This window comes from Actinoplanes cyaneus (assembly GCF_016862095.1).
Taxonomy (GTDB): domain Bacteria; phylum Actinomycetota; class Actinomycetes; order Mycobacteriales; family Micromonosporaceae; genus Actinoplanes; species Actinoplanes cyaneus.
In genome coordinates, this window is sequence record NZ_BOMH01000062.1 from 24,478 (window position 1) to 43,924 (window position 19,447).

14 protein-coding genes and 2 pseudogenes are annotated in these 19,447 nt (G+C 70.4%); 8 read left to right on the forward strand and 8 right to left on the reverse strand.

Features of this window, described 5'->3' with window-relative positions; translation table 11 throughout:
* The first annotated feature begins 2 nt into the window (after positions 1–2).
* The 3 genes from Acy02nite_RS36540 to Acy02nite_RS36550 are packed head-to-tail and all read left to right on the forward strand — an operon-like array spanning position 3 to position 3,795.
* Entirely contained in the window at positions 3–293 is a 291-nt protein-coding gene (locus Acy02nite_RS36540) for a hypothetical protein (protein ID WP_203751971.1), read from the forward strand.
* Positions 290–2,068, forward strand: a complete 1,779-nt coding sequence (locus Acy02nite_RS36545; protein ID WP_203751973.1) for a hypothetical protein — start codon at positions 290–292, stop codon at positions 2,066–2,068. Before Acy02nite_RS36540 ends, Acy02nite_RS36545 begins: the two co-directional genes overlap by 4 nt.
* The gene (locus tag Acy02nite_RS36550; RefSeq protein WP_203751974.1) at positions 2,065–3,795 is read left to right on the forward strand and encodes a hypothetical protein; all 1,731 of its coding nucleotides are present in this window, start codon (positions 2,065–2,067) and stop codon (positions 3,793–3,795) included. Before Acy02nite_RS36545 ends, Acy02nite_RS36550 begins: the two co-directional genes overlap by 4 nt.
* Before the next feature lie 13 nt (positions 3,796–3,808).
* Here the strand turns inward: Acy02nite_RS36550 and Acy02nite_RS36555 are convergent, their stop codons facing one another.
* Together Acy02nite_RS36555 and Acy02nite_RS36560 are read right to left on the reverse strand one after the other, a co-directional pair.
* Entirely contained in the window at positions 3,809–5,236 is a 1,428-nt protein-coding gene (locus Acy02nite_RS36555) for a DUF4407 domain-containing protein (RefSeq protein ID WP_203751976.1), read from the reverse strand.
* A gap of 184 nt (positions 5,237–5,420) precedes the next feature.
* Entirely contained in the window at positions 5,421–6,047 is a 627-nt protein-coding gene (locus tag Acy02nite_RS36560) for a GntR family transcriptional regulator (protein WP_203751978.1), read from the reverse strand.
* Positions 6,048–6,394: 347 nt separating this feature from the next.
* Between Acy02nite_RS36560 and Acy02nite_RS36565 the strand changes: the two genes are divergently transcribed.
* Positions 6,395–7,285: a DUF8832 domain-containing protein gene (locus tag Acy02nite_RS36565; RefSeq protein WP_203751980.1), complete on the forward strand. Its 891-nt coding sequence runs from the start codon at positions 6,395–6,397 to the stop codon at positions 7,283–7,285.
* A 10-nt stretch (positions 7,286–7,295) separates the two neighbouring features.
* A complete protein-coding gene (locus tag Acy02nite_RS36570; protein WP_203751983.1) occupies positions 7,296–9,530 on the forward strand; it encodes a heavy metal translocating P-type ATPase in 2,235 nt (744 codons plus the stop codon).
* Between the two features lie 72 nt (positions 9,531–9,602).
* Here the strand turns inward: Acy02nite_RS36570 and tuf are convergent, their stop codons facing one another.
* The 3 genes from tuf to Acy02nite_RS36585 all read right to left on the reverse strand — a co-directional run bounded on the left by tuf (position 9,603) and on the right by Acy02nite_RS36585 (position 14,406).
* Entirely contained in the window at positions 9,603–10,793 is a 1,191-nt protein-coding gene (tuf, locus tag Acy02nite_RS36575; protein ID WP_203751985.1) for an elongation factor Tu, read from the reverse strand.
* A 280-nt stretch (positions 10,794–11,073) separates the two neighbouring features.
* Positions 11,074–12,957, reverse strand: coding sequence for an NB-ARC domain-containing protein (locus Acy02nite_RS36580; RefSeq protein ID WP_203751989.1), 1,884 nt, complete (start codon positions 12,955–12,957; stop codon positions 11,074–11,076).
* Positions 12,958–13,632: 675 nt separating this feature from the next.
* Positions 13,633–14,406 carry an SCO4651 family lipoprotein gene (locus tag Acy02nite_RS36585; protein ID WP_203751992.1) on the reverse strand — a complete coding sequence of 258 codons (774 nt, stop codon included), beginning with the start codon at positions 14,404–14,406 and terminating at the stop codon, positions 13,633–13,635.
* 94 nt (positions 14,407–14,500) lie between these two features.
* Here Acy02nite_RS36585 and Acy02nite_RS36590 point away from each other — a divergent pair, with 94 nt between their 5' ends.
* Complete coding sequence (locus Acy02nite_RS36590; RefSeq protein ID WP_203751995.1) at positions 14,501–15,061, forward strand: 3'-5' exonuclease; 561 nt, start codon at positions 14,501–14,503, stop codon at positions 15,059–15,061.
* A 28-nt stretch (positions 15,062–15,089) separates the two neighbouring features.
* A complete protein-coding gene (locus Acy02nite_RS36595) occupies positions 15,090–16,064 on the forward strand; it encodes a DUF1152 domain-containing protein (RefSeq protein WP_203752039.1) in 975 nt (324 codons plus the stop codon).
* Between the two features lie 17 nt (positions 16,065–16,081).
* Here the strand turns inward: Acy02nite_RS36595 and Acy02nite_RS46790 are convergent.
* The 3 genes and pseudogenes from Acy02nite_RS46790 to Acy02nite_RS36605 form a co-directional block, all read right to left on the reverse strand.
* Positions 16,082–16,216, reverse strand: a pseudogene (locus tag Acy02nite_RS46790) (IS5/IS1182 family transposase); the annotation flags it as partial.
* 128 nt (positions 16,217–16,344) lie between these two features.
* A complete protein-coding gene (locus Acy02nite_RS36600) occupies positions 16,345–18,513 on the reverse strand; it encodes a galactose oxidase-like domain-containing protein (protein WP_239175511.1) in 2,169 nt (722 codons plus the stop codon).
* Positions 18,514–18,835: 322 nt separating this feature from the next.
* Positions 18,836–19,160: pseudogene (locus Acy02nite_RS36605) on the reverse strand (IS5/IS1182 family transposase); the annotation flags it as partial.
* 117 nt (positions 19,161–19,277) lie between these two features.
* On the opposite strand from Acy02nite_RS36605, the gene Acy02nite_RS36610 reads away from it, so the two are divergent.
* Complete coding sequence (locus Acy02nite_RS36610) at positions 19,278–19,427, forward strand: hypothetical protein (RefSeq protein WP_203751998.1); 150 nt, start codon at positions 19,278–19,280, stop codon at positions 19,425–19,427.
* The last annotated feature ends 20 nt before the right edge of the window (positions 19,428–19,447 follow it).

Genomic DNA, 19,447 nt, shown 5'->3' on the forward strand with positions numbered 1-19,447 from the left:
CCATGCTCGCCGACCTGCTCGCCCGGCTCCGGGCCGCGCTGCGCGACCGCGTCGCCCAGCGGTGCGGCCACCCGGAGGACACGTTCGCGGCGTACCAGCACAAGTTCGGCCGGTGGCTGGACGCCGGCCCGCAGTCCCCGGAGGACGACGAGCTGGCCGAGGTACGCGTCGCGGTGACCGGCTACCTCACTGCCGCCGCCCGGGAGGGCCGCCGCTGGGGCACCGCGACCGGGGTCACGCTCGGCGGCCTGGGCGCCGTGATCACGTTCGTCACGATCCGGGCGCTGTCGTGACCGCCGGCGTGCCGCGCGACGACGTGGCCGGGCGGTTCGGCACGCACTGCCCGGTCTGCGGCTCGGCGCTGGGCGACACCGAGCCGCGGGTGGACGCCGACACCGGCCGGTTCACCCAGTCGCCGTCGTTCCGGCTGGAGGTCGACGACTCCGGTGGTCAGGGGCCGGCCGGCTGGCGGGTCACGATGCTGGCCGGGAACTATCCACCGGCCGAGTCGACCGATCCGCCGTTCAACCCGCACTCGGTGGACTACGTCTACCTGCTCTGCGGGGACGGGCACATCTTCCCCGACGCGACCCCGGCGTTCCTCGGCGGGACGCAACGGCACCGGGACGTACGCCAGCGGGTCGACGACTTCAACGTGGTGGCGACAGTGGGATCGCCGGCGAGCGGGAAGACGTACCTGCTGATCCGGACCCTGCACCAGAACCTCGACATGCGCGGGTCGTGGCATGCCGAGCGCGACCCGGCCCGGATCCGCGCGCGCGAGCTGAGCCCGCTGGAGAAACTGCCGACCCGGACCTGGACCGACCGGTACGACATGACCCGCAAGGACGGCACCGCGATCCACCCGAGCGGCACGGAGAGCGCCGCCTACCCGTTCGGCATCATGCAGCGGCGGTTCCCCCGGGCGCTCAACGCCATCCAGGCGATGGTCCGCAAGGTGGTGCTCGACGGCGGCCGGCGCGCCGACAACTGGGGCAAGGGGTTCCGCCAGCCACTGGTGCTGCGCACCGACAGCGGCGGCTTCCGCACCTGGACCGGGATCGCCGACCTGCCCGGCGAGCTGTTCACCGAGGACGGCGTGAACCGGCGCGAGCTGCGGATGCTGCGCTCCTTCGACGCGCTGGTGTGGGTGCTCGACCCACCCGTCGCGCACAGCTCACGGCGCTGGATGCGGCTGGTCGCCGACCCGGACCTCGACGAGTCGCTGCAGCTCGGCGGCAACCTGCGGCCCGGCACCGTGGACAAGTCCAGCGCCGACACGGTCCGGGTGAACCGGGAGGCGATCCAGAACCGGATCGGCGAGAAGATCACCGTGATCGACGGCCCGCTCGCCGACGCCGAGGGGCGGCCGCTGCAGATGCTGGTCACGATCAGCAAGTGCGACCTGATCCGGGCCGCGCTGCGCAAGGGCTGCGGGCTGACCGGCCTGGGCGCGGCCGGTGACGTGATGGCCGGGGCGGCGACCTACCTGGGTTTCACGCTGAACCGCTGGTCGGCCGGGCGGACGACGCCGGACGCCGGGGCCGGGCAACTGCTCCACTACCTGCTCGGCGCCCGGCACGCGCCGGAGGCCGGGCGGCGGCGCCGGGTCGAGCAGATCGCGGCCGGGCTGATCCGGCACTACTCCGACGACACCGAGTTCTGGAACCTGGTGCACGACGGCGCGGAGACCAAGGTGAGCATCCCGGCCGGCAGCATCGCCGAGCATCCCCAGTCGCTGCGGATCCCGTCGCTCGACGAGCACCTCGACTCGGCCCGCCGGCCCGGCAGCGACGGCCACCTGCTGCTGCGGGACCTGGTGATGTCCACGATCGGCTGCGGCATCGCGTTCGCGCTCGGCCAGCGCGACGCGCTCAACAGCATGCACCAGGAGGCGTGGCTGACCATGCGGTACTTCCTCTGCTCGCCGCTGACCACGGTGCCGGTCGCCAAGAACGACGAGCAGCTCAGGCCGCGCGACCCGGACGACTGCTTCCCGCCGATCAACGAACGGGCCGCCGGGCTGACCCAGTTGCTGCTGGCCATTCTCGAGAGGGCACGCCGATGAGCGATCACATGATCCGGGTGGAGTGGGCGGATGTCAGCGGCACCGGCTTCAGCCCGCAGCGCCGCGACGACGAGGACGTCGCCCCGGAGTACTGGACGGCCGCCGAGGCGATGCTGCACGACGATCTGAGCCAGCCGCCGGAAGGGCTGCGCCGCACCGGGGAGCATCCGGTCTGGACGCTGCGCCGGGTGGTCGTCGGCAACGCGAGGACCTGGTGTTTCGTGGTTCAGGGGCGGCGCGGGCCGTTCGGGGTGGCGGGCACGTGCCGGTTCGGGTTCGCTCCGCCCGGGATGGGCGCCTACGAGAGCTGGAGATGCGGCGCCGAGCAGGTCGCCGAGCCCAGCGACCCGCCGGAGGAGGAACCGCCGCCCGGGCTCCTGAGCGTGGTGCTCGGCGGGATCCTGCTCGGGCAGCGGGTCATCCCGATCGCCCGGCCGCCCGCCGAGGCCGCCTGGGTGATCCGCCGCGCGCTGGGCGTCGTGCCGGAACAGGAGGCGCGCCGATGGTCCTGGTCGACGTGCCTGCTCCAGCCGCCGGGCGGGGGCAGCCCGCGGGTGGTCGCCGGACGCTGGCCGCCCGGCTTCCACGACGAGGAGCCGGACCTCGGGCGAGCGGTCCGGCAGACGTTCGCCGGCGGCCCGGTCACCGGCGAACAGGTCGCCGCCTTCCTCGCCGACCCGGCCGCCGAGCGGAGCTTCGAGCAGCTCGTCGTCCGCGCCGCGCAGGGCCGGACCCACCCGGGACGGCTGCGTGGTGACCTGAGCCTGCTCGAGATGATCCGGCAGGGCCGCGGCTCGGCCCTGCCGGTGCGGCAGGAGGAGGCGCTGGAGATGCTCGGCACCCGGCACGGCCGTGACGAGCTGGCCCGGGAGCACCTGGACAAGGTCCGCCGGATCGGCCTCGACCATCCCGAGCAGGCCCGCCGAATCCTGTCCGGCATGCGGATCGAGCCGGTGCTGGAACAGGAGCTGCTCGCCGGGCTGATCCAGGCGCAGGACCGGACCGAGGAGAACCCGCTCGGGCTGCCGACCGGCCGGGACCCGGGTTCGGCCGCGTGGCTGCTACGGCTCGCCGAGCTGTTCCGGGAGGCGTACCGGCCGGACGAGCGGGCCGGGCACGCGCTGCGCTGGTGGCGGTCGCACCGGCCGTGGAAGACGAACCTCGACCTGGTGGCCGCGCGGGACTGGCTGCTGTCGGCGGGCCTGCTCGTGCCGGACGCGCCGGAGCTGTTCCCGATCCGGACCGAGGTGATCATCGGTGAGCTGCGGCGCCATCACCGGGTCACGCCCGCGGCCCGGGAGGAGCTGCTCCACGTGCGGCAGCCGGTCGAGCTGATGCGGATCATCATGGCGGAGGCGCCGCCGCTGCCGGTGGAGACGACCGAGGACCTCATCCGGACGCTGACCGGCACCGACCGGCGGGCCGCCGCCGAGCTGCGTGTCCTGGTCAACCGGGGGCCGGAGTCGCCGCGCGAGGCCCCGAAGGCTCCGCCGCGGGACGCCGGGGAGATCCCGGTCGCGGGCTGGAGCCGGAACAACACACTCATGATCGTCGCGGTAATCGTGGCGACCCTGGCCGCGATGACCGTCATCCTGATCTTCGGCCAGGACCGCAAGGACGACGGCGACCGGGCGCCGCAACCGGTCACCTCCACGGCGGCGCCGCAGCCGGTCACGTCCACGGCGGCGCCGAGCGCCCCGGGTTTGCCCGTCCCCGGTCAGTCCTGATCGGAAGCGGACGTCAGTCCTGGCGGAAGCGCCATCCCATGCTGTCCGTCTCGTCCGGGTCGCCGCCGCCGATGGCCGGCCCCGCCACCGTCGCGCGCCCGCCGGTCTCGTCATCCGGCCAGTCGTTGTAGCCGTCAGCGGGCGCCGGCTCGGGCCGTGGCGCGGCCCACGGACGCCGCCGGCCGGGCGCGCCCGACGGCCCCTGGCCCTGCCCCTGCCCGCGCAGCCGCCGCAGCTCACCGGCCCGCCACCGGCGCAGCTCCCGGTCGCGCAGCTCGGCCCCGATGGTCGCCTCCCGCTCCGAGCGCGCGACGAACTCCTTCTCCCGATGCTCGTGCTCGACCTTCAGCGTGCTCCTGGCCAGCTCCACGTCGGCCTTCTCGGCGGAGGCCAGGATCTGGTCGTAGACGGTCGCCGGCCCGATGTTGAGCAGGAACTTCGTCAGCACCGGCAGGATCTCGACCGCCGTGATGAACACCAGCAGCGTCAGATACGCGGTCTTCAGCGTGCCGTTGCGCCCGGTGATCTCGCTGAGCGCCTCGATCTGCGCCAGTAACCCGCGGTCGTTGCGGCTGTCGATCAGGTAACGGTCCTGCTCGTCGGCCCGGACCTGTTTGAGCCGGGCCAGCTCGGCCTGCTTGGCGGGCAGATCACCGCGCGCGTCCGCCTGCTGCCCGGTGCTCGCGGTCTTCTGCCGGTTCAGCGCCGTGTTCTTGGCCGCGTCCAGCTTCACGGCCGCGGCGTCCCGCTGAACGCGCAGGTCGTGGGCGTACTGCAGCTTCTTCTGATAGGCCGAGCCGCCGCCCTTGCGCTTCGAGCCGCAACTGCCGTCGAACTCGCAGAGGGCGTCCGCCTCGGCCCGTGCCCACTTCTTGTCGATCTGATCGAAATCGGCCTTTGCCTGCACGACCGCGGGGTCCTTGCCGACCACGTCGTCGATCTCGGCGCCGGCCGCGACCCGCTGCAGCCGGACGACCTCCGCCTCCAGCTCCGGGATCGGCGCGAACCGGGCGTCCGCGCGCAGCGCCGCCTCGAACCGGTTGCGGTCGGCCTGCTGATCCACGGTGAGCTGGGCCTGGATCTCCCGCTGGAAGATCCACAGCACCAGCGGCGTGGAGACCACCGCACCGATCACCAGGGCCAGCAGCAGGCGCGGGAGCAGCGTGAAGAGGTTCTGCCACCAGCGCTCCCGCCGGGACGCGGCGGCGACCAGCCAGCGGTCCAGGTTCGCGATCGCCAGTCCCCAGAGCAGCGCCACCGGGACCGCCGCCCACAGTGGCGCCCGGGCCCCGTTGTGCAGCGCGAACGCCGACGAGATCGCGGCCATGCACGCGGTGGTCAGCACGACGCCGCCGAGTCCGGAGAACTTGCGCCGCTCCCGCGGGCTGCGCTCCAGGGTGTCGACGTCGGCGCCGGAGAGCCAGATCAGAAGACGCGCCACCTCACGAGCATCGGTGATGCGCGGACCAGCGGAAATCCCCCGATGTGATGGCAGAGGCACTGCACGACGATTTCCCCGTACGGCCGGATCGGCTTCTCTGAGAACGCCTCGCCTCTCGGAACGCCTCGCCTCGCAGAACGACCTCGCCTCTCAGAAGGCCTCGCCTCTCAGAAGGCCTCGCCTCTCAGAAGGCCTCGCCGAGACCCTCCAGGACCTCGATGACGCTCGCGAGGTGATCCCGCATCGCCTCCTCGGCGGCTTTCGGGTCGCGCGCCCGGATCGCCGCGATGATCGCCTCGTGCTGCGGCAGCGACCGCTGCGGACGGCCCGGCACCAGCGCGAGCATGATCTGGTGGCGGGCCTGCTGGGCCTTGAGCGTGCCGATCAGCCGGTCCGCGGTGCCGTGCCCGGCGATGGTGCGGATCAGCGTGTGCAGGCGCTGGTTCAGCTCGCTGTAACGGCGGTGCTCGCCGGCCTCCACCGCGCGCCGCATGAGCAGGCCGATCTCGTCCAGCTCGGCGGCGCCGGCGTCGGTGACCCGCTCGGCGGCACGCGCGGCGACCAGGCCCTCCAGCACCATCCGGACCTGGGTGATCTCGATCGTCTCGGCGAGGCTGATCTTGCGGACCACCGCGCCGCGGTTGCGCTGGATCTCCACCAGGCCCTCGGCGGCCAGATCCTGCAGGGCGAGCCGGACCGTGAACCGGCTGACGTCGAACCGCTCGATCAGCTGGGCCTCGACCAGTCGCTCGCCGGGCAGGTAGTCGCCGGCCAGGATCGCCTCGCGCAGGGCGTCGCGCGCGCTGGTCATCAGTCCCCCGTCTGCAGGCGTGCCGGCCCGGAACGGTACCGCGCCCCGGCAACCCGCGATCGCCGCGAGCTGGCGCTGACGGTCGCTACCGGCCCTCATAACAACCGTCAGCACCAGCCGACCACCGCGAGCTGGCGCTCACGGTCGGCACCGGGCCTCATGGCAACCGTCAGTGCCAGCCGACCGCCGGGAGCTGGCGCTCACGGTTGCTGCCGGGCCTGATGACAACCGCCAGCGCCAGCCCGGCTGCCGGGAGCCGGCCGTCGTGGCTGGTTCCGAGGTGGGCGGGGCTGGAAGTTCTTGCCGGGCTTCTTGGTACCCCCCAGGGGTATGTGTATGGTGGAGGCATGAGGACTTCGGTGCGGCTCATGACGTACGCGCTGGGCTTGGTCGTGGTGTTTGCCAGCGCCGCGGGTGCCGGGCGAGCGTTCGGGCCGGAGGGAAAGCCCGCTCCGGCCCCGGCGCACACCGCCATGGACGAGCACCCCGGGCACGAGGCGACCACGGTTGCCGCCGAGGGGCTGCAGGTCACCCAGGCCGGCTACACGCTGAGTCCGCTGACGACGCGACTCGTCGCCGGGCAGGCGCAGACGTTCGCGTTCCGGATCGTCGGGCCGGACGGGCGGGCCGTCACGCAGTTCACCAGGGAGCACGGGACCGAGGAGCACGGGACCGAGCTGCACCTGATCGTGGTCCGGCGGGACATGGCGGGCTATCAGCATCTGCATCCGGTCCGCGCCGCCGACGGCACCTGGTCGGTCCCGCTGACGGTCAGTGAGCCGGGCGCCTATCGGGCGCTCGCCGACTTCACGCCCCGCGCCCGGACGGAGGGCCTGGTGCTCGGCGCCGACCTCGACGCCCCCGGTGACTACCAGCCGCGGCTCCTGCCGAAACCGGACTGGGAGACGACCGCCGACGGGTACACGGTGACCCGGGCCGGCGAGCCGCAGGCCGGGGCCGACTCCTGGATGACCGTCTCGGTGAGCAGGAACGGTCAGCCGGTCACCCTGGAGCCCTACCTCGGCTCGTTCGGTCATCTCGTCGCGCTGCACCAGGGCGACCTCGCCTACCTGCACCTGCATCCGCAGGAGGGCGCGACCGCCGGGCCGGACGTCACTGTCGACGCCTCCGTTGCGGCCACCGGGACGTACCGGTTGTTCCTGGAGTTCAAGCACGACGGCACGGTGCATCTCGCCGAGTTCACCGCCACCACCGGCGCCGGCCACACCCACAACTGAGGGATCCGCGATGATTGTCGAACTTGAGATCGGTGGCATGACCTGCGCGTCGTGCGCCTCGCGGATCGAGAAGAAGCTGAACCGGATGGACGGGGTCAGCGCCTCGGTCAACTACGCCACGGAGAAGGCCACCATCACCGCGGCCGACGACGTGAGCACGGCCGACCTGATCGCCACCGTCGAGAAGACCGGCTACACCGCCGCGGAGAAACGAGCGGAGACACCGGACGCTTCGAGCAGCTCGGACCCGCTGCGCGACCGGCTGATCGTCTCCGCCCTGCTCAGCATCCCGGTGATCGTGCTGGCCATGGTCCCGGCCTGGCAGTTCGATTACTGGCAGTGGCTGTCGCTGACCCTGGCCGCCCCGGTGGTGGTCTACGGTGGCTGGCCGTTCCACCGCGCGGCGTGGGTCAACCTCCGGCACGGCGCGGCCACCATGGACACGCTGATCTCACTCGGCACGCTCGCCGCGTTCGGCTGGTCGCTGTGGGCACTCTTCCTCGGCACGGCCGGCGAGCCCGGCATGACCCACCCGTTCCGCTTCGACATCGGCCGCACCGACGGCACCGGCAACATCTACCTGGAGACGGCCGCCGGGGTCACCACGTTCCTGCTGGCCGGGCGCTACTTCGAGGCCCGGGCGAAGCGGCGCGCCGGGTCGGCCCTGCGCGCGCTGCTGGAGATGGGCGCCAAGGACGTCGCGGTGCTGCGCGAGGCGCACGAGGTGCGCATCCCGATCGCGAACCTCGCCCCCGGCGACCGGTTCGTGGTCCGCCCCGGCGAGAAGATCGCCACCGACGGCGTGGTGGAGGACGGCACATCCGCGATCGACGAGTCGATGCTGACCGGCGAGAGCGTCCCGGTCGAGGTCGGGCCGGGCGCCGCGGTGGTGGGTGGCACTGTCAACGCCGGTGGCCGCCTGATCGTCCGGGCCACCCGCGTCGGCACGGACACGCAGCTCGCGCAGATGGCCCGGCTGGTCGAGCAGGCCCAGGCCGGCAAGGCGAACGTCCAGCGCCTGGCGGACCGCATCTCCGGCGTCTTCGTCCCGGTCGTGATCGCGCTGGCCGCGGCCACGCTGGGCTGGTGGTTCGGCACCGGCGCCGGCTGGACCCCGGCGTTCACGGCCGCCGTCGCGGTGCTGATCATCGCGTGCCCGTGCGCGCTGGGGCTCGCGACGCCGACGGCGCTGCTGGTCGGCACGGGCCGCGGCGCGCAGCTCGGCATCCTGATCAAGGGTCCGGAGGCGCTGGAGCAGACCCGCCGCGTGGACACCGTCGTCCTGGACAAGACCGGCACGGTCACCACCGGGCGGATGTCCCTCGCGGCCGTGCACCCGGCGCCCGGTCAGGACCGCGACGAGCTGGTGGAGCTGGCCGCGGCCGTCGAGTCCGCCTCGGAACACCCGATCGCCAAGGCGATCGCCTCCTCGGCCGCCGGTTCCCGCACGGTCCGCGACTTCACCAGCTTCGCCGGATTCGGCGTACGGGGTGAGGTCGCCGGCCGGGTCGTCCTCGTCGGCCGGATCGCGCTGCTGGAGCGCGAGGGCTGGACCGTCCCGCCCGAGGTGGCGTCCGCCGCCGCGGAGGAGGAGTCGGCCGGCCGGACAGCGGTCGTCGCCGGCTGGGAGGGGGCGGCCCGGGGTGTGCTCTCGGTGGCCGACACGGTCAAGCCGACCAGCCGTGCCGCGGTCGCCGGTCTGCGCGGGCTCGGCCTGACCCCGATCCTGCTGACCGGCGACAACGACCGCGTCGCCCGGGCGGTGGCCGCCGAGGTCGGCATCGACGAGGTGATCGCCGAGGTCCTTCCCGCCGACAAGGTGGCCGTCGTCGAACGTCTGCAGAAAGCCGGCAAGGTCGTGGCGATGGCCGGTGACGGGGTGAACGACGCGGCCGCCCTCGCGCAGGCCGACCTGGGCCTGGCCATGGGCACCGGAACCGACGTGGCGATCGAGGCGTCCGACCTGACCCTGGTCCGGGGTGATCTGACGGTCGCGGTGGACGCGATCCGCCTGTCGCGCCGCACCCTGCGGATCATCAAGAGCAACCTGTTCTGGGCGTTCGCCTACAACCTGGCGGCGCTGCCGCTGGCCGCCGCGGGCCTGCTCAACCCGATGATCGCGGGCGCCGCGATGGCGTTCTCGTCGGTCTTCGTGGTGGCGAACAGCCTGCGCCTGCGCACCTTCACCTCCACCGCCGACCGGCTGGTCCTCCGGGGTCCTTCAGCCCTCTCGACACACCCGTGAGGACCAGCCGGACAGCGTGAGCCGGCCCGCAGGGGTGAGTCGAAGTGCCGACCCACCCCTGCGGGCGCTTGGTCAGTCCAGGACGGCGGTGACCGTGCCGGCGGCGACCGTGCGGTTGCCCTCGCGGACCGCGAAGCCCAGACCCACCTCCAGTGCCACCGGCTTGCCGAGGTGCACCGTGACGGTGTCGAGGGTGTCGCCGGGCATGACCAGGTCACGGTCGCCCAGGTCCAGCCCGCCGGACACGTCGGTCGTGTGGAAGTAGAACTGCGGACGGTAGTGCGCCTCGAACGGCGTGTGCCGGCCACCCTCGGCGGCCGTCAACGCGTACATCCGAGCCTGGAACCTGGTGTGCGGACGGACCGATCCCGGCGCCGCGAGCACCTGACCCCGCTCGACCTGGTCGCGCTTGACACCGCGCAGGAGCACTGCCGCGTTGTCGCCGGCCTGCGCCGACTCCAGCACCTTGCCGAACGTCTCCAGCCCGGTCGCGACGCTGGCCAGCGTGGGGCCGAGGCCGACGACCTCGACCGGCTCGCCGGCGCGCAACTCGCCGCGCTCGACCTTGCCGGTGACGACAGTGCCGCGGCCGCTGATCGACAGGACGTTCTCGATCGGCATCAGGAACGGCTCCCCCAGCTCGCGCGGCGGGATCGGCACGTAGGTGTCGACCGCGTCCAGCAGCTCGACGACGGACGCCACCCAGCGCGGGTCGCCTTCGAGGGCCTTGAGCGCGCTGACCCGGACCACGGGCACCTCGTCACCGGGGAACCCGTACTGCGACAGCAACTCGCGGACCTCCAGCTCGACCAGGTCGAGCAGCTCCGGGTCGTCGGCCAGGTCGCTCTTGTTGAGGGCGACCACCAGGTACGGCACGCCGACCCGCTGCGCCAGCAGCACGTGCTCCCGGGTCTGCGGCATCGACCCGTCCTGCGCGGAGACGACCAGGATCGCGCCGTCCACCTGCGCCGCACCGGTGATCATGTTCTTGACGTAGTCGGCGTGACCCGGCATGTCGACGTGGGCGTAGTGCCCGGCCGGCGTCTCGTACTCGACGTGGGCGATCGTGATCGTGATCCCGCGGGCGGCCTCCTCCGGAGCACGGTCGATCCCCTCGAACGCGACGTACCGGTTGGCGGCCGGGTCGCGCTCGGCGAGAACCTTCGTGATCGCGGCGGTCAGCGTCGTCTTGCCGTGGTCGACGTGACCCATCGTGCCGATGTTGAGGTGGGGCTTCGTACGGACGAACTGGCTCTTGGCCATTGATCTTCATTCCTCACTGGATGCGAGGCAGGATGGTGTTGCACGGCCCCGTCGCCAGGCGGGACGCGCCAGAACCCGAGCAGGGAGCACCCACCCTTCCCCCGGGTTCTGCTGCCGGCGGGGAAGGGTCAGACTCGCGTATCAGCGCCGGAAGACACGCACGCGGGAGCCACCGTGGGAGGCAGCTGCAGACCGGGCGTGACCATGGACAGCACGGTAATTCCCGTTCCAGGAGCGGCGCGACCCATTTTCTCGATCCCAGGGCGAGGGCTTCGCCGCGTCAGAAAATCGTCTGCCCGGTGTCCGCAGTGAAGGACCAGCCCAGCTTGGGGGACAGCTCGTAAGCAATGTTCATGTGCAGTTGGAGATCGGGATGGCCCTTGCCTCTGATCCGCTCATGAACGAAGTAGCTTCGGTGGAACGCGTAGAGAAGGGCGTCCGCCCCGAATCCGAGGAGGGTTTCCCTGGTGACGTTGACCGGCCAAGGATCGTTCTGGCCGACGCTGCCGGTCACCCGTGCGATGTCGACGGCGATGTCGGCGTCCTCGACATGAATGGCTGACAGGACGCTGTAGGTCCTCCCGTGGACCGGACGGTCTTTCTCCCACTCGTGAGCGATCTCTGTCGCATGGCGTAGCAACGTGCGCAGGTACGTGGCCGCCTCCAGCAGGTCCGAGGCGGCCGGAGAACTTCCCCGAGCCGGCCCCGGCCGGTTGCGGACCACCGCGTCCACCAGCGCAGGAAGCGTCTGAGCGAGGACTTCTGTCGCCGCTTCTCCACCAGGCGGCGCACTGCGATCGATGAATTTCTGGCAACGCCACAGCAGCATGGCAAGCGGAGTGGAGAACCTGACCAGGGGCTGGTGCAGGGCCACGCGCCGGACGTGCGGAATCAGGGCGCTCCATCTCATCCACTCGCCGGGCGTCGGATCGACGGTGTCGCAGGAGAGCGCGGTGATCAGCCGCTTCGCCGCGTCGCCGAAGTCGAGTTCGTGCTGCGCGGCGACGAGGAGTTGGACCAGGCGATGAATGCTCACCGTCTGCTCGGTGAGTGTGATCATGCTGTACGAGGCGAGAAGCGCGAGCGCCTCGTCGACGGCTGCCTCATCGGCGGTGGGGACGACGATGTATCGGGGTATGTCCTCCGGTTCGTAGCAGGCGATCATGCGTAACGCCGCAACCGCTGTGGGAGAGAGCAGTTCGACACGTTCGAACGTCAAGGCCCAGACCTTCGAGACCGCGATCGGGACGTCGAGACCCTCGTAACGCAGCAACGAGAGCGGCGCCTGGTCGAACAGGCGAAGATAATGCCGCACCGACGTGCGGGTCTGCCGGATGTAGGCGGCGGCTTGGACCAATCCCAGAGGCAGATGCCCCAGCGTCGACGCCAGTTCCTCCAGCCCGTCCGGGCCGGTGTTGTCCAGAAGGGTTTCCAGCAACGCGGCCGAGGCCCGGGCGCTCAACACGCCCACCGGAAGCAATCGCATGCCGTGGCGGCCCGACAGTTCACGCCGGGTCGTGACGATGATTCGTCCCCTGCCGCTGACCCTCGCGAGGAGCGGATCGATGGTCTCCTGATTTTCGACATTGTCGAGGACGAGCAACCATCCCGTGTTGCTCTCGAGCCACCGGACGGCCCGATCAGCGGTGATCGCCGGAGGAAGTGACTGCACGGCGAGAACGGGGTCCAGCGCATAGGCGAGCCGGCTCAGGCCATTCTCCAGCAAAGCTGTGTCGTGAGCCGGGAGCCACCAGACAATCCGGTGACGGCCGAGTGCGCGATGCGCGTACTGAAGTGCGATTTCGGTCTTACCGACACCACCGAGCCCGAACACGGCCACGGTCACGGGCTGTTCCAGATGACTCCCGAGGTCGGCGAAGAGCTCGTCGCGGCCGAGGAACGCCGTCGCGGGCAGGCACGGGAGATTGATCAGACGGTCGACGGAAACGAGCGGAGCCGGTGGGCCCGAGGACGTGCGCGGCTCGGCTGCCGCCAGCGCGCGGTGGTACAGGACCACGCCTCGTCCGATTTCGTCACCATCACCGCCGAGAGCTTCAAGCAGCAGGACCGCTTGTCCCTTGTCCGCCGGGAGTGACCGGCCACGCAACATGTCGTGTACCCGCGTGGGGGACTTGAGCGACATGCCGAAGGCGATGCGACTCAAGCTCGGGCATCCAGCCCTCCCCCGCAGACGATCGCAATGCAGAAGCCACCGGAGCATCGGACCGTTGCCCGGCCACTGCGACCGGTCGGTCGGCACCCCGCGGTCCTTGACTCCCATCCTCGCCCGCCTCCACGCCCGTCTGATCGTCGCCTCATTGTGGCCCGGTCGTCACCGGTCGAACTGCCATCGCCCCTCGTCACACCACCGTGCGGCGTCGGCGGGGCAGAAGCGGACAACCGCGCCGTCCCTTCGATGCCAAGGCGCAACCATGCTGGTGAGGTCATCACGGATCGGCCGATCCCCGTTTCCGCCTACACCGGGAGTGCCATGGGTCAATGGATGGACTTCATCAGGCCGGCAGCTGATCTCGCCGCGCTCACCACAGCAGTCATCACGTTGATGAACGCGATCCGGGACCGCCGGAGGCCGCCGGGCGGCCCAGAAGGTTCGTGATCCGGTAACGCGTGTCGATGCGAACCGGGGGCACGAGGAGCCGGCCCTTCCTCTGCCGCTGCGGGGGAAGGGCCGACTCGCGTATCCAGACGACTGAACCCGACCGGAACATGCCCGACGAAACGTGCGCGCGGGAACGCCAGCCGCGACGGCGGGGAGCTGACGACCGTACGCGAACATGGTGGTGAACCAAGGGCGAAAACCCTCCGGCTCACCACCGCATCAGCCGCCGAGGGTCTTGAGGACCGAGTCGGACATCTCGACGGTCTGCGCCTTAGCGGGCCGCGGGATGGCGACGGTGGAGCCGATGTCGGTGTACGACGCCTCGACGCTGCCGGCGCCCTGCGCGACCGAGTTCATGTCCATCGTCATCTTGGTCAGGTACCCCTTGGCGTCGACCTCCGCGGTGAACGGCACCTGCGTACTCCTGCCCTGCATCGCCTTGACCATCTCGGCGGTCAGGCTCGGCGACTTGGAGACGTCGAGCGTCCCGGAGAACTTGTTGCCGGACTTCTTCACGTCGGTGGTCTGCTCGAGGAGCTTCGCGGTGTTGCGCGGGTCGTTCTTCTCCAGGCTCAGCGAGCTGGTCGCCGGCATCTTGCTGGCGTCGACGTGCATCCACTTGGCGCCGAACGACTTCGCGGCCGTGCCACCGAACTTCATGTACAGGTCGGTGCCGACCTCGCGGATGCTGACGTCGCCGAGGCCCGCCATGGACATCTTCACGTCGAGGGCCTTGTTCGGGGTGTCGAACGCGCCCTCGCCGGTCATCCCGCCGGCCATCGCCATGTGGATCTTGCCGGACGATTCGGTGACCTTGAGCGCGGCGGCGGCCAACTCCTTGGCGGCGGCGCTCGATGCCGCGGCGGCACCCGACTCGGCGGCGGGCGACGAGCCGGCCGAGCTCGCGGCCGGCGTCTCGTTGCCGGTGCAGGCGCTGAGGCCGGCGAGCGCCATCAGGGCCGCACCCGTGACGGCCAGACGTCCCATCTTCATCGTTGCGACTCCGTTCCTGGGCATCGGCCGCTCACCATAGACCGTCCCGACAATCCGCGTGGCCCACGGGAGGAGCGGCCCGTAGGGTGCGGGCATGGCACGCGCGGAGGTCTACGTCAGCACGGACGTCGAGACGGACGGCCCGATCCCCGGCCCGCACTCGATGCTGAGTCTCGGGTCGGCCGCATACCTCGAGGACGGCACACTGATCGACACGTTCAGTGCCAACCTCGACACGCTGCCCGGGGCGTCCGGGCACCCCGCGACGATGAAGTGGTGGGCCACCCAGCCGGCCGCGTGGGAGGCCTGCCGGAAGGACCCGGAGGACCCCGCGGAGGCGCTGGAGAGGTACCGCGGATGGCTCGAGACGCTTCCGGGACGGCCGGTTTTTGTCGCCTATCCGGCAGGGTTCGATTTCACGTTCGTGTACTGGTACCTGATCCGGTTCACCGGGGTCAGCCCGTTCTCGCACTCGGCGCTGGACATCAAGTCGTATGCGATGGCGGTCCTCGGGACGGACTTCCGCAGCACGGTGAAACGCAGCATGCCGCGGCGATGGTTCGGCGACTTCCCGCACAGCCACGTCGCGCTGGACGACGCGATCGAGCAGGGCGCGCTGTTCTGCGCGATGCTCGCCGAGCGCCGCAGTCGCTAGATCAAGACCCTTTTCCCGTACGGGCATGATGGTCGCCGTGACAGACCCGTTCTCGCTGGCCGTGCCGCCCCTGTTCGCCGCCCTGTCCACCGCCCGCCGGGTCCTGATCGCCGGAGCCGGCGGCGGCTTCGACATCTACGCCGGCCTGCCCCTGGCACTGGCGTTGCGGGCCGCCGGAACCGAGGTCCACCTCGCCAGCCTGTCCTTCTCCGAGCTGGAACTCGTCGACCGGGAATCCTGGATCAGCGACCACGTCGTCGAGGTGACCCCGGCGTCGACGAGCCCGGACTGGTACTTCCCGGAGGGGACCCTGTCCCGCTGGCTGGCGGCCAACGACATGCCGTCGACGGTGTACGCGTTCCCGCCGCTGGGCGTGCAGACGCTGCGCGACGCCTACCGATTCCTGGTCGACCGCCTCAGCCTGGACGCGATCGTGCTGGTCGACGGCGGGACCGACATCCTCTGCCGTGGCGACGAGAACGGCGTCGGCACCCCGGTCGAGGACATCACCAGCCTCGCCGCGGTGACCGCCCTGGACGTGCCGGTGAAACTGGTGACCTGCCTCGGCTTCGGCATCGACGCGTACCACGGCGTGAACCACGTGCAGGTGCTGGAGAACCTCGCCGCGCTGGACCGGGACGGCGGTTACCTGGGCGCGCTGTCGATCCCGGGCGGCAGCCGGCAAGCGGTCCTGTACCGGGACGCGGTCGCGCACGCCGCGAAGAACACCCCGGACCGGCCGAGCATCGTCAACGGCCAGATCGCCGCTGCCCTGGCCGGCGAGTTCGGGGACGTCCGGTTCACCCGGCGTACCAGCGGAAGCCAGTTGTTCGTGAACCCGCTGATGGCCATGTACTTCACGGTCGACCTCGACAAACTGGCCGCCCGCTGCCTCTACCTGGACCGCATCGAGAACACCGTCGGCCGCCGCCAGGTGATCACCCGCATCGAGGCCTTCCGCGACGAGGTCACCACCCGCATCCCCAAGGCGTACCCGCACTAGCGACGCGGGCGGGGGACGTTGCCGCGGTATCCGCCGTCGGCCATCACGTCACGGCCGGCCAACCGCTGGTCGATGCCGGCGCGGCAGACGATCGTGTCGTTGCGGTTGCCGGGCTGCGGGTCGCCCAGAACGATGGCCGGGCGGGTGTTCGAACCGGGCGCTCACCGGTTACGAGACGTCCCCGCGCCCGCCGGTTCCCCCGGCGCTGATCGCGCGCGTACGGAAATGGCCCCGGGTGATCCGGGGCCATACCCGTCAGCCTGGGTCAAGCGAGGCTTCGCTACCACGTCCAGTTCTGGAGTGTGGAGCCGTCACACTGTGCGAGAAGGACCGGCGACGCCTGGGCCGTCGACTCCGCAGCCAGACACAACGTGGTCGTGCCGGTCGGGCGGATCGTTCCATCCGACCCGAACTGCCAGGTCTGCGCGATCGTGTTGTTACATGTATAGGTCCAGATCCTCTGTCCGGCGGCGAAATTCCGCGACGGCACGTCCAGGCAGTTGCCGAGGACTCTGATCGTCTTGTCGTTGGGCAGCCGGGTCAACGCCTGCGCCTTGGTGTTGTTGCAGTCGTACCCCTGCAGGTAGGCCTTGATCGCCGTTGTGGCCGAAGGCACGTCGAGGCACCGGCCGGTGCTGTTCTTGACGGGGCTCATCAGCGGGTTCGGGCTTTTCGCGACCTGGACCATCTTCGCGATGGACGGAACGCCGTCGGCGTCGATGGCGAAGAGCATGTAGTGCCCGGGCGGCGCCGTGCCGCCGGTCGGCGGTCCGGTGACCGTCAGCGTTGTTCCGGAGGCGGAGAACTTCAACGGGACGTAGCGCTGGCCCTGGTCCACACCGTGCGTCACGTCGCCGAGCCCGACCAGCGCCACCTTGGTGATGCTCGCCGCCTGGGCCGACGTGATGGTGAAGCTCGAGTCGACGCTGACGGTGGCCGGCGCCGTGGAAATGACCGGACGGGTCGCGAGTTGACCGGAGCCGTCCTTCTTGTAAAGGTACGGCGGGGTGAAGTACTCGATGTTCTTCTCGAGATATCCCACGTTCATGCAGACGCCACAGACGCCGCCACCACCGGTCAGCACCCTTCCGTCCGGCAACAGTGAGGCGGTCGAGTGATATTGCCGGACGCGGCTCGCGCTCGCCAGCAGCGTCCATTGGCCGGTCGCCGGGTCCCAGCGTTCCGCCGCCGTGACGGCATGGTTCAGATCGACGAGTCCGTTGGTGGCCGCGCTGCTCATGCCGCCGGTGGCCAGCACGGAACCGTCCGCGAGCAGGGTGGAGTTGAGCTGCCGCCGCCCGGTCGACAGTGAGCCGGACGCGGTGGTCACCGGGGCCGGCCCATTGGTGTCCAGGACGACGGAGGTCTTGGTGGGCACGTTGGCGACGCCGCCCTCGGTGACGGCGCCGCCGCCGACCACGATGGACTTGCCGACGTCGTAGGTGGCGAAGCTCCCGTAGTCCCGGCTGATCGCGTCGCGGGTGGCGGACGCCGTGACGACACCGTCCCCGGAGGTGTCGATGGTGTACGCGGTGCTGTATGGGCCGAGGAAGGCGAGCTGGGTGTCCGGGCGTGAGCCGAGGAAGGGATAGAGACGTGCGCTGTAGTTCGTAGAACCGGGGAGTCGACGGATGGCGCCGTCTGTCTGGTAGACCTCGGCGACTGCGGGGCCTCCGCCGATGATGACCTCTTCGCCGTTCGCGGTTTCCGCTACCGACGGGTACCAGCGCGCCGCGGCCATGTCCTTGCCGCGGGACCAGGTTTCGGTCTGCCAGTCGAAGACATGGGTCTGGACGGTGCCATGGAGCGCCTGGTCGGCATTGCCGCCGGCGACCAAGATGTTGCCGTTCGCGAGATGAGCGAAACCGGCACAGAAAATGTTGGAGCCGCGCACATCGACTCGACTGTACGTATCCTGTGCGGGATCCCATACCATTACGCGCGTGAAACTGTGATCCGGGTACGACTCCGCCGCATTGTCGCCGACCGAGTCCCAGATGAGTACTTTGCCGTTCGGGAGCACCGCTTGGAAAATGGGAACGACAGGCGTGTCCACGACGGCGCTCCAATACCCCGACGTGCCCGGGTCGGCGGCCGCGGCGGTGGCCTTGGCAGTGACCCGCGCCTTCCCGGGGCGCACTCCGGTCTGCTTCTGGATCCGGGCCGCGTTCGCTGCGGTCTTCTCCTCGATGACGTGCATCGGCGTTCCGGCCAGATCCTCCGCCATGTGCTCGACGGCGTCGTCATGGTCGTCGCCTGCCACGTGGGCGTGCATTCCGGAAGCCACCTGCCCTGCAGCATCGGCGGCCGCCGGCACCGGGGCGCCGGCAGCGGGGGGAGGTTCAGCAACGGAAGCACTGAACAAGAAGAGTGTGAACCCGAGTCCAGCAGCGACTACATGGCGCGTGCGCATGCGACGGTCCCCTTCGCCGAGGTCGAGCGGCACCACCGGGCACGGCATATCAGAACCCGTTCCGAGCCGGATCGAAAGGCGAATCCCGACCAGCACTCGACTGGGGTCATTGAACGTGCTTATCGGCGCCGTCGGTCTTATGTGGCCAGTGGCACCAACCTTAGTCCTTCATTAAGTCACTCATCAATGTAAGCATCGGCGCTCTCTGGTCAGCTTTCAACGCCATACGGATACCGGCCATCAGCTAAACCGTCATTGCGCCGACCACCGGCAACCGCGGTATGTCCGCCATACCACCCTCGACAGTCAACGGTATGTTTAGGGACCCTTACGACACAAAAATCACAGTGAGCCTTTTTCATCCTGCGTAGCGGTTGGCTTCGACATGGCGCAGCACGAGGACCGCCGGCACGATCGCGGTCGCACGGCGCGGGAAGAACCGCAGCTCGATCAGGATCTTCCCGGTCTCGAGCGTGGCGATTGCCGGGTCGCCGCGGGCGCGGACCTTCGCGTCCGCCCGGTTGACCGCCTTCTGCCGGCGTGACGGCTCCGGCCGGAACCGGCGCCGCTTGAACGGGGTGCGCACGCTGCCGCGGGCGCCTTGGCACTCCTTGCCGGCGAAGGTCATCACGTCCGCGCCGGCCGGCGCATCGATGATGCCGGCGTCCGGTCAGATCATGGGTCGCTGGACAACGAGACCGTGGCAGGGCAGGACAGCCGGGAGCCGCGCCGCCGCGCTCGCCGGTTGCGGACAGCGGTGGGCGGGTATGTATCGGGTCACGACCCGAGGAGGCACCACGATGGCGACTCTCGCCCAACGCGTCCGCACCTTCCTGCAGAGCCCACGGGGTCAGCAGCTGGTCGATCAGGGACGCCGTCAGCTGGCCAAGCCGGAGAACCAGCGCCGGCTGCGTGGCCTGTTCCAGCGGCTGCAGAACCGGCGCCGCTGACGACCCGGCCGCCCCGCGGG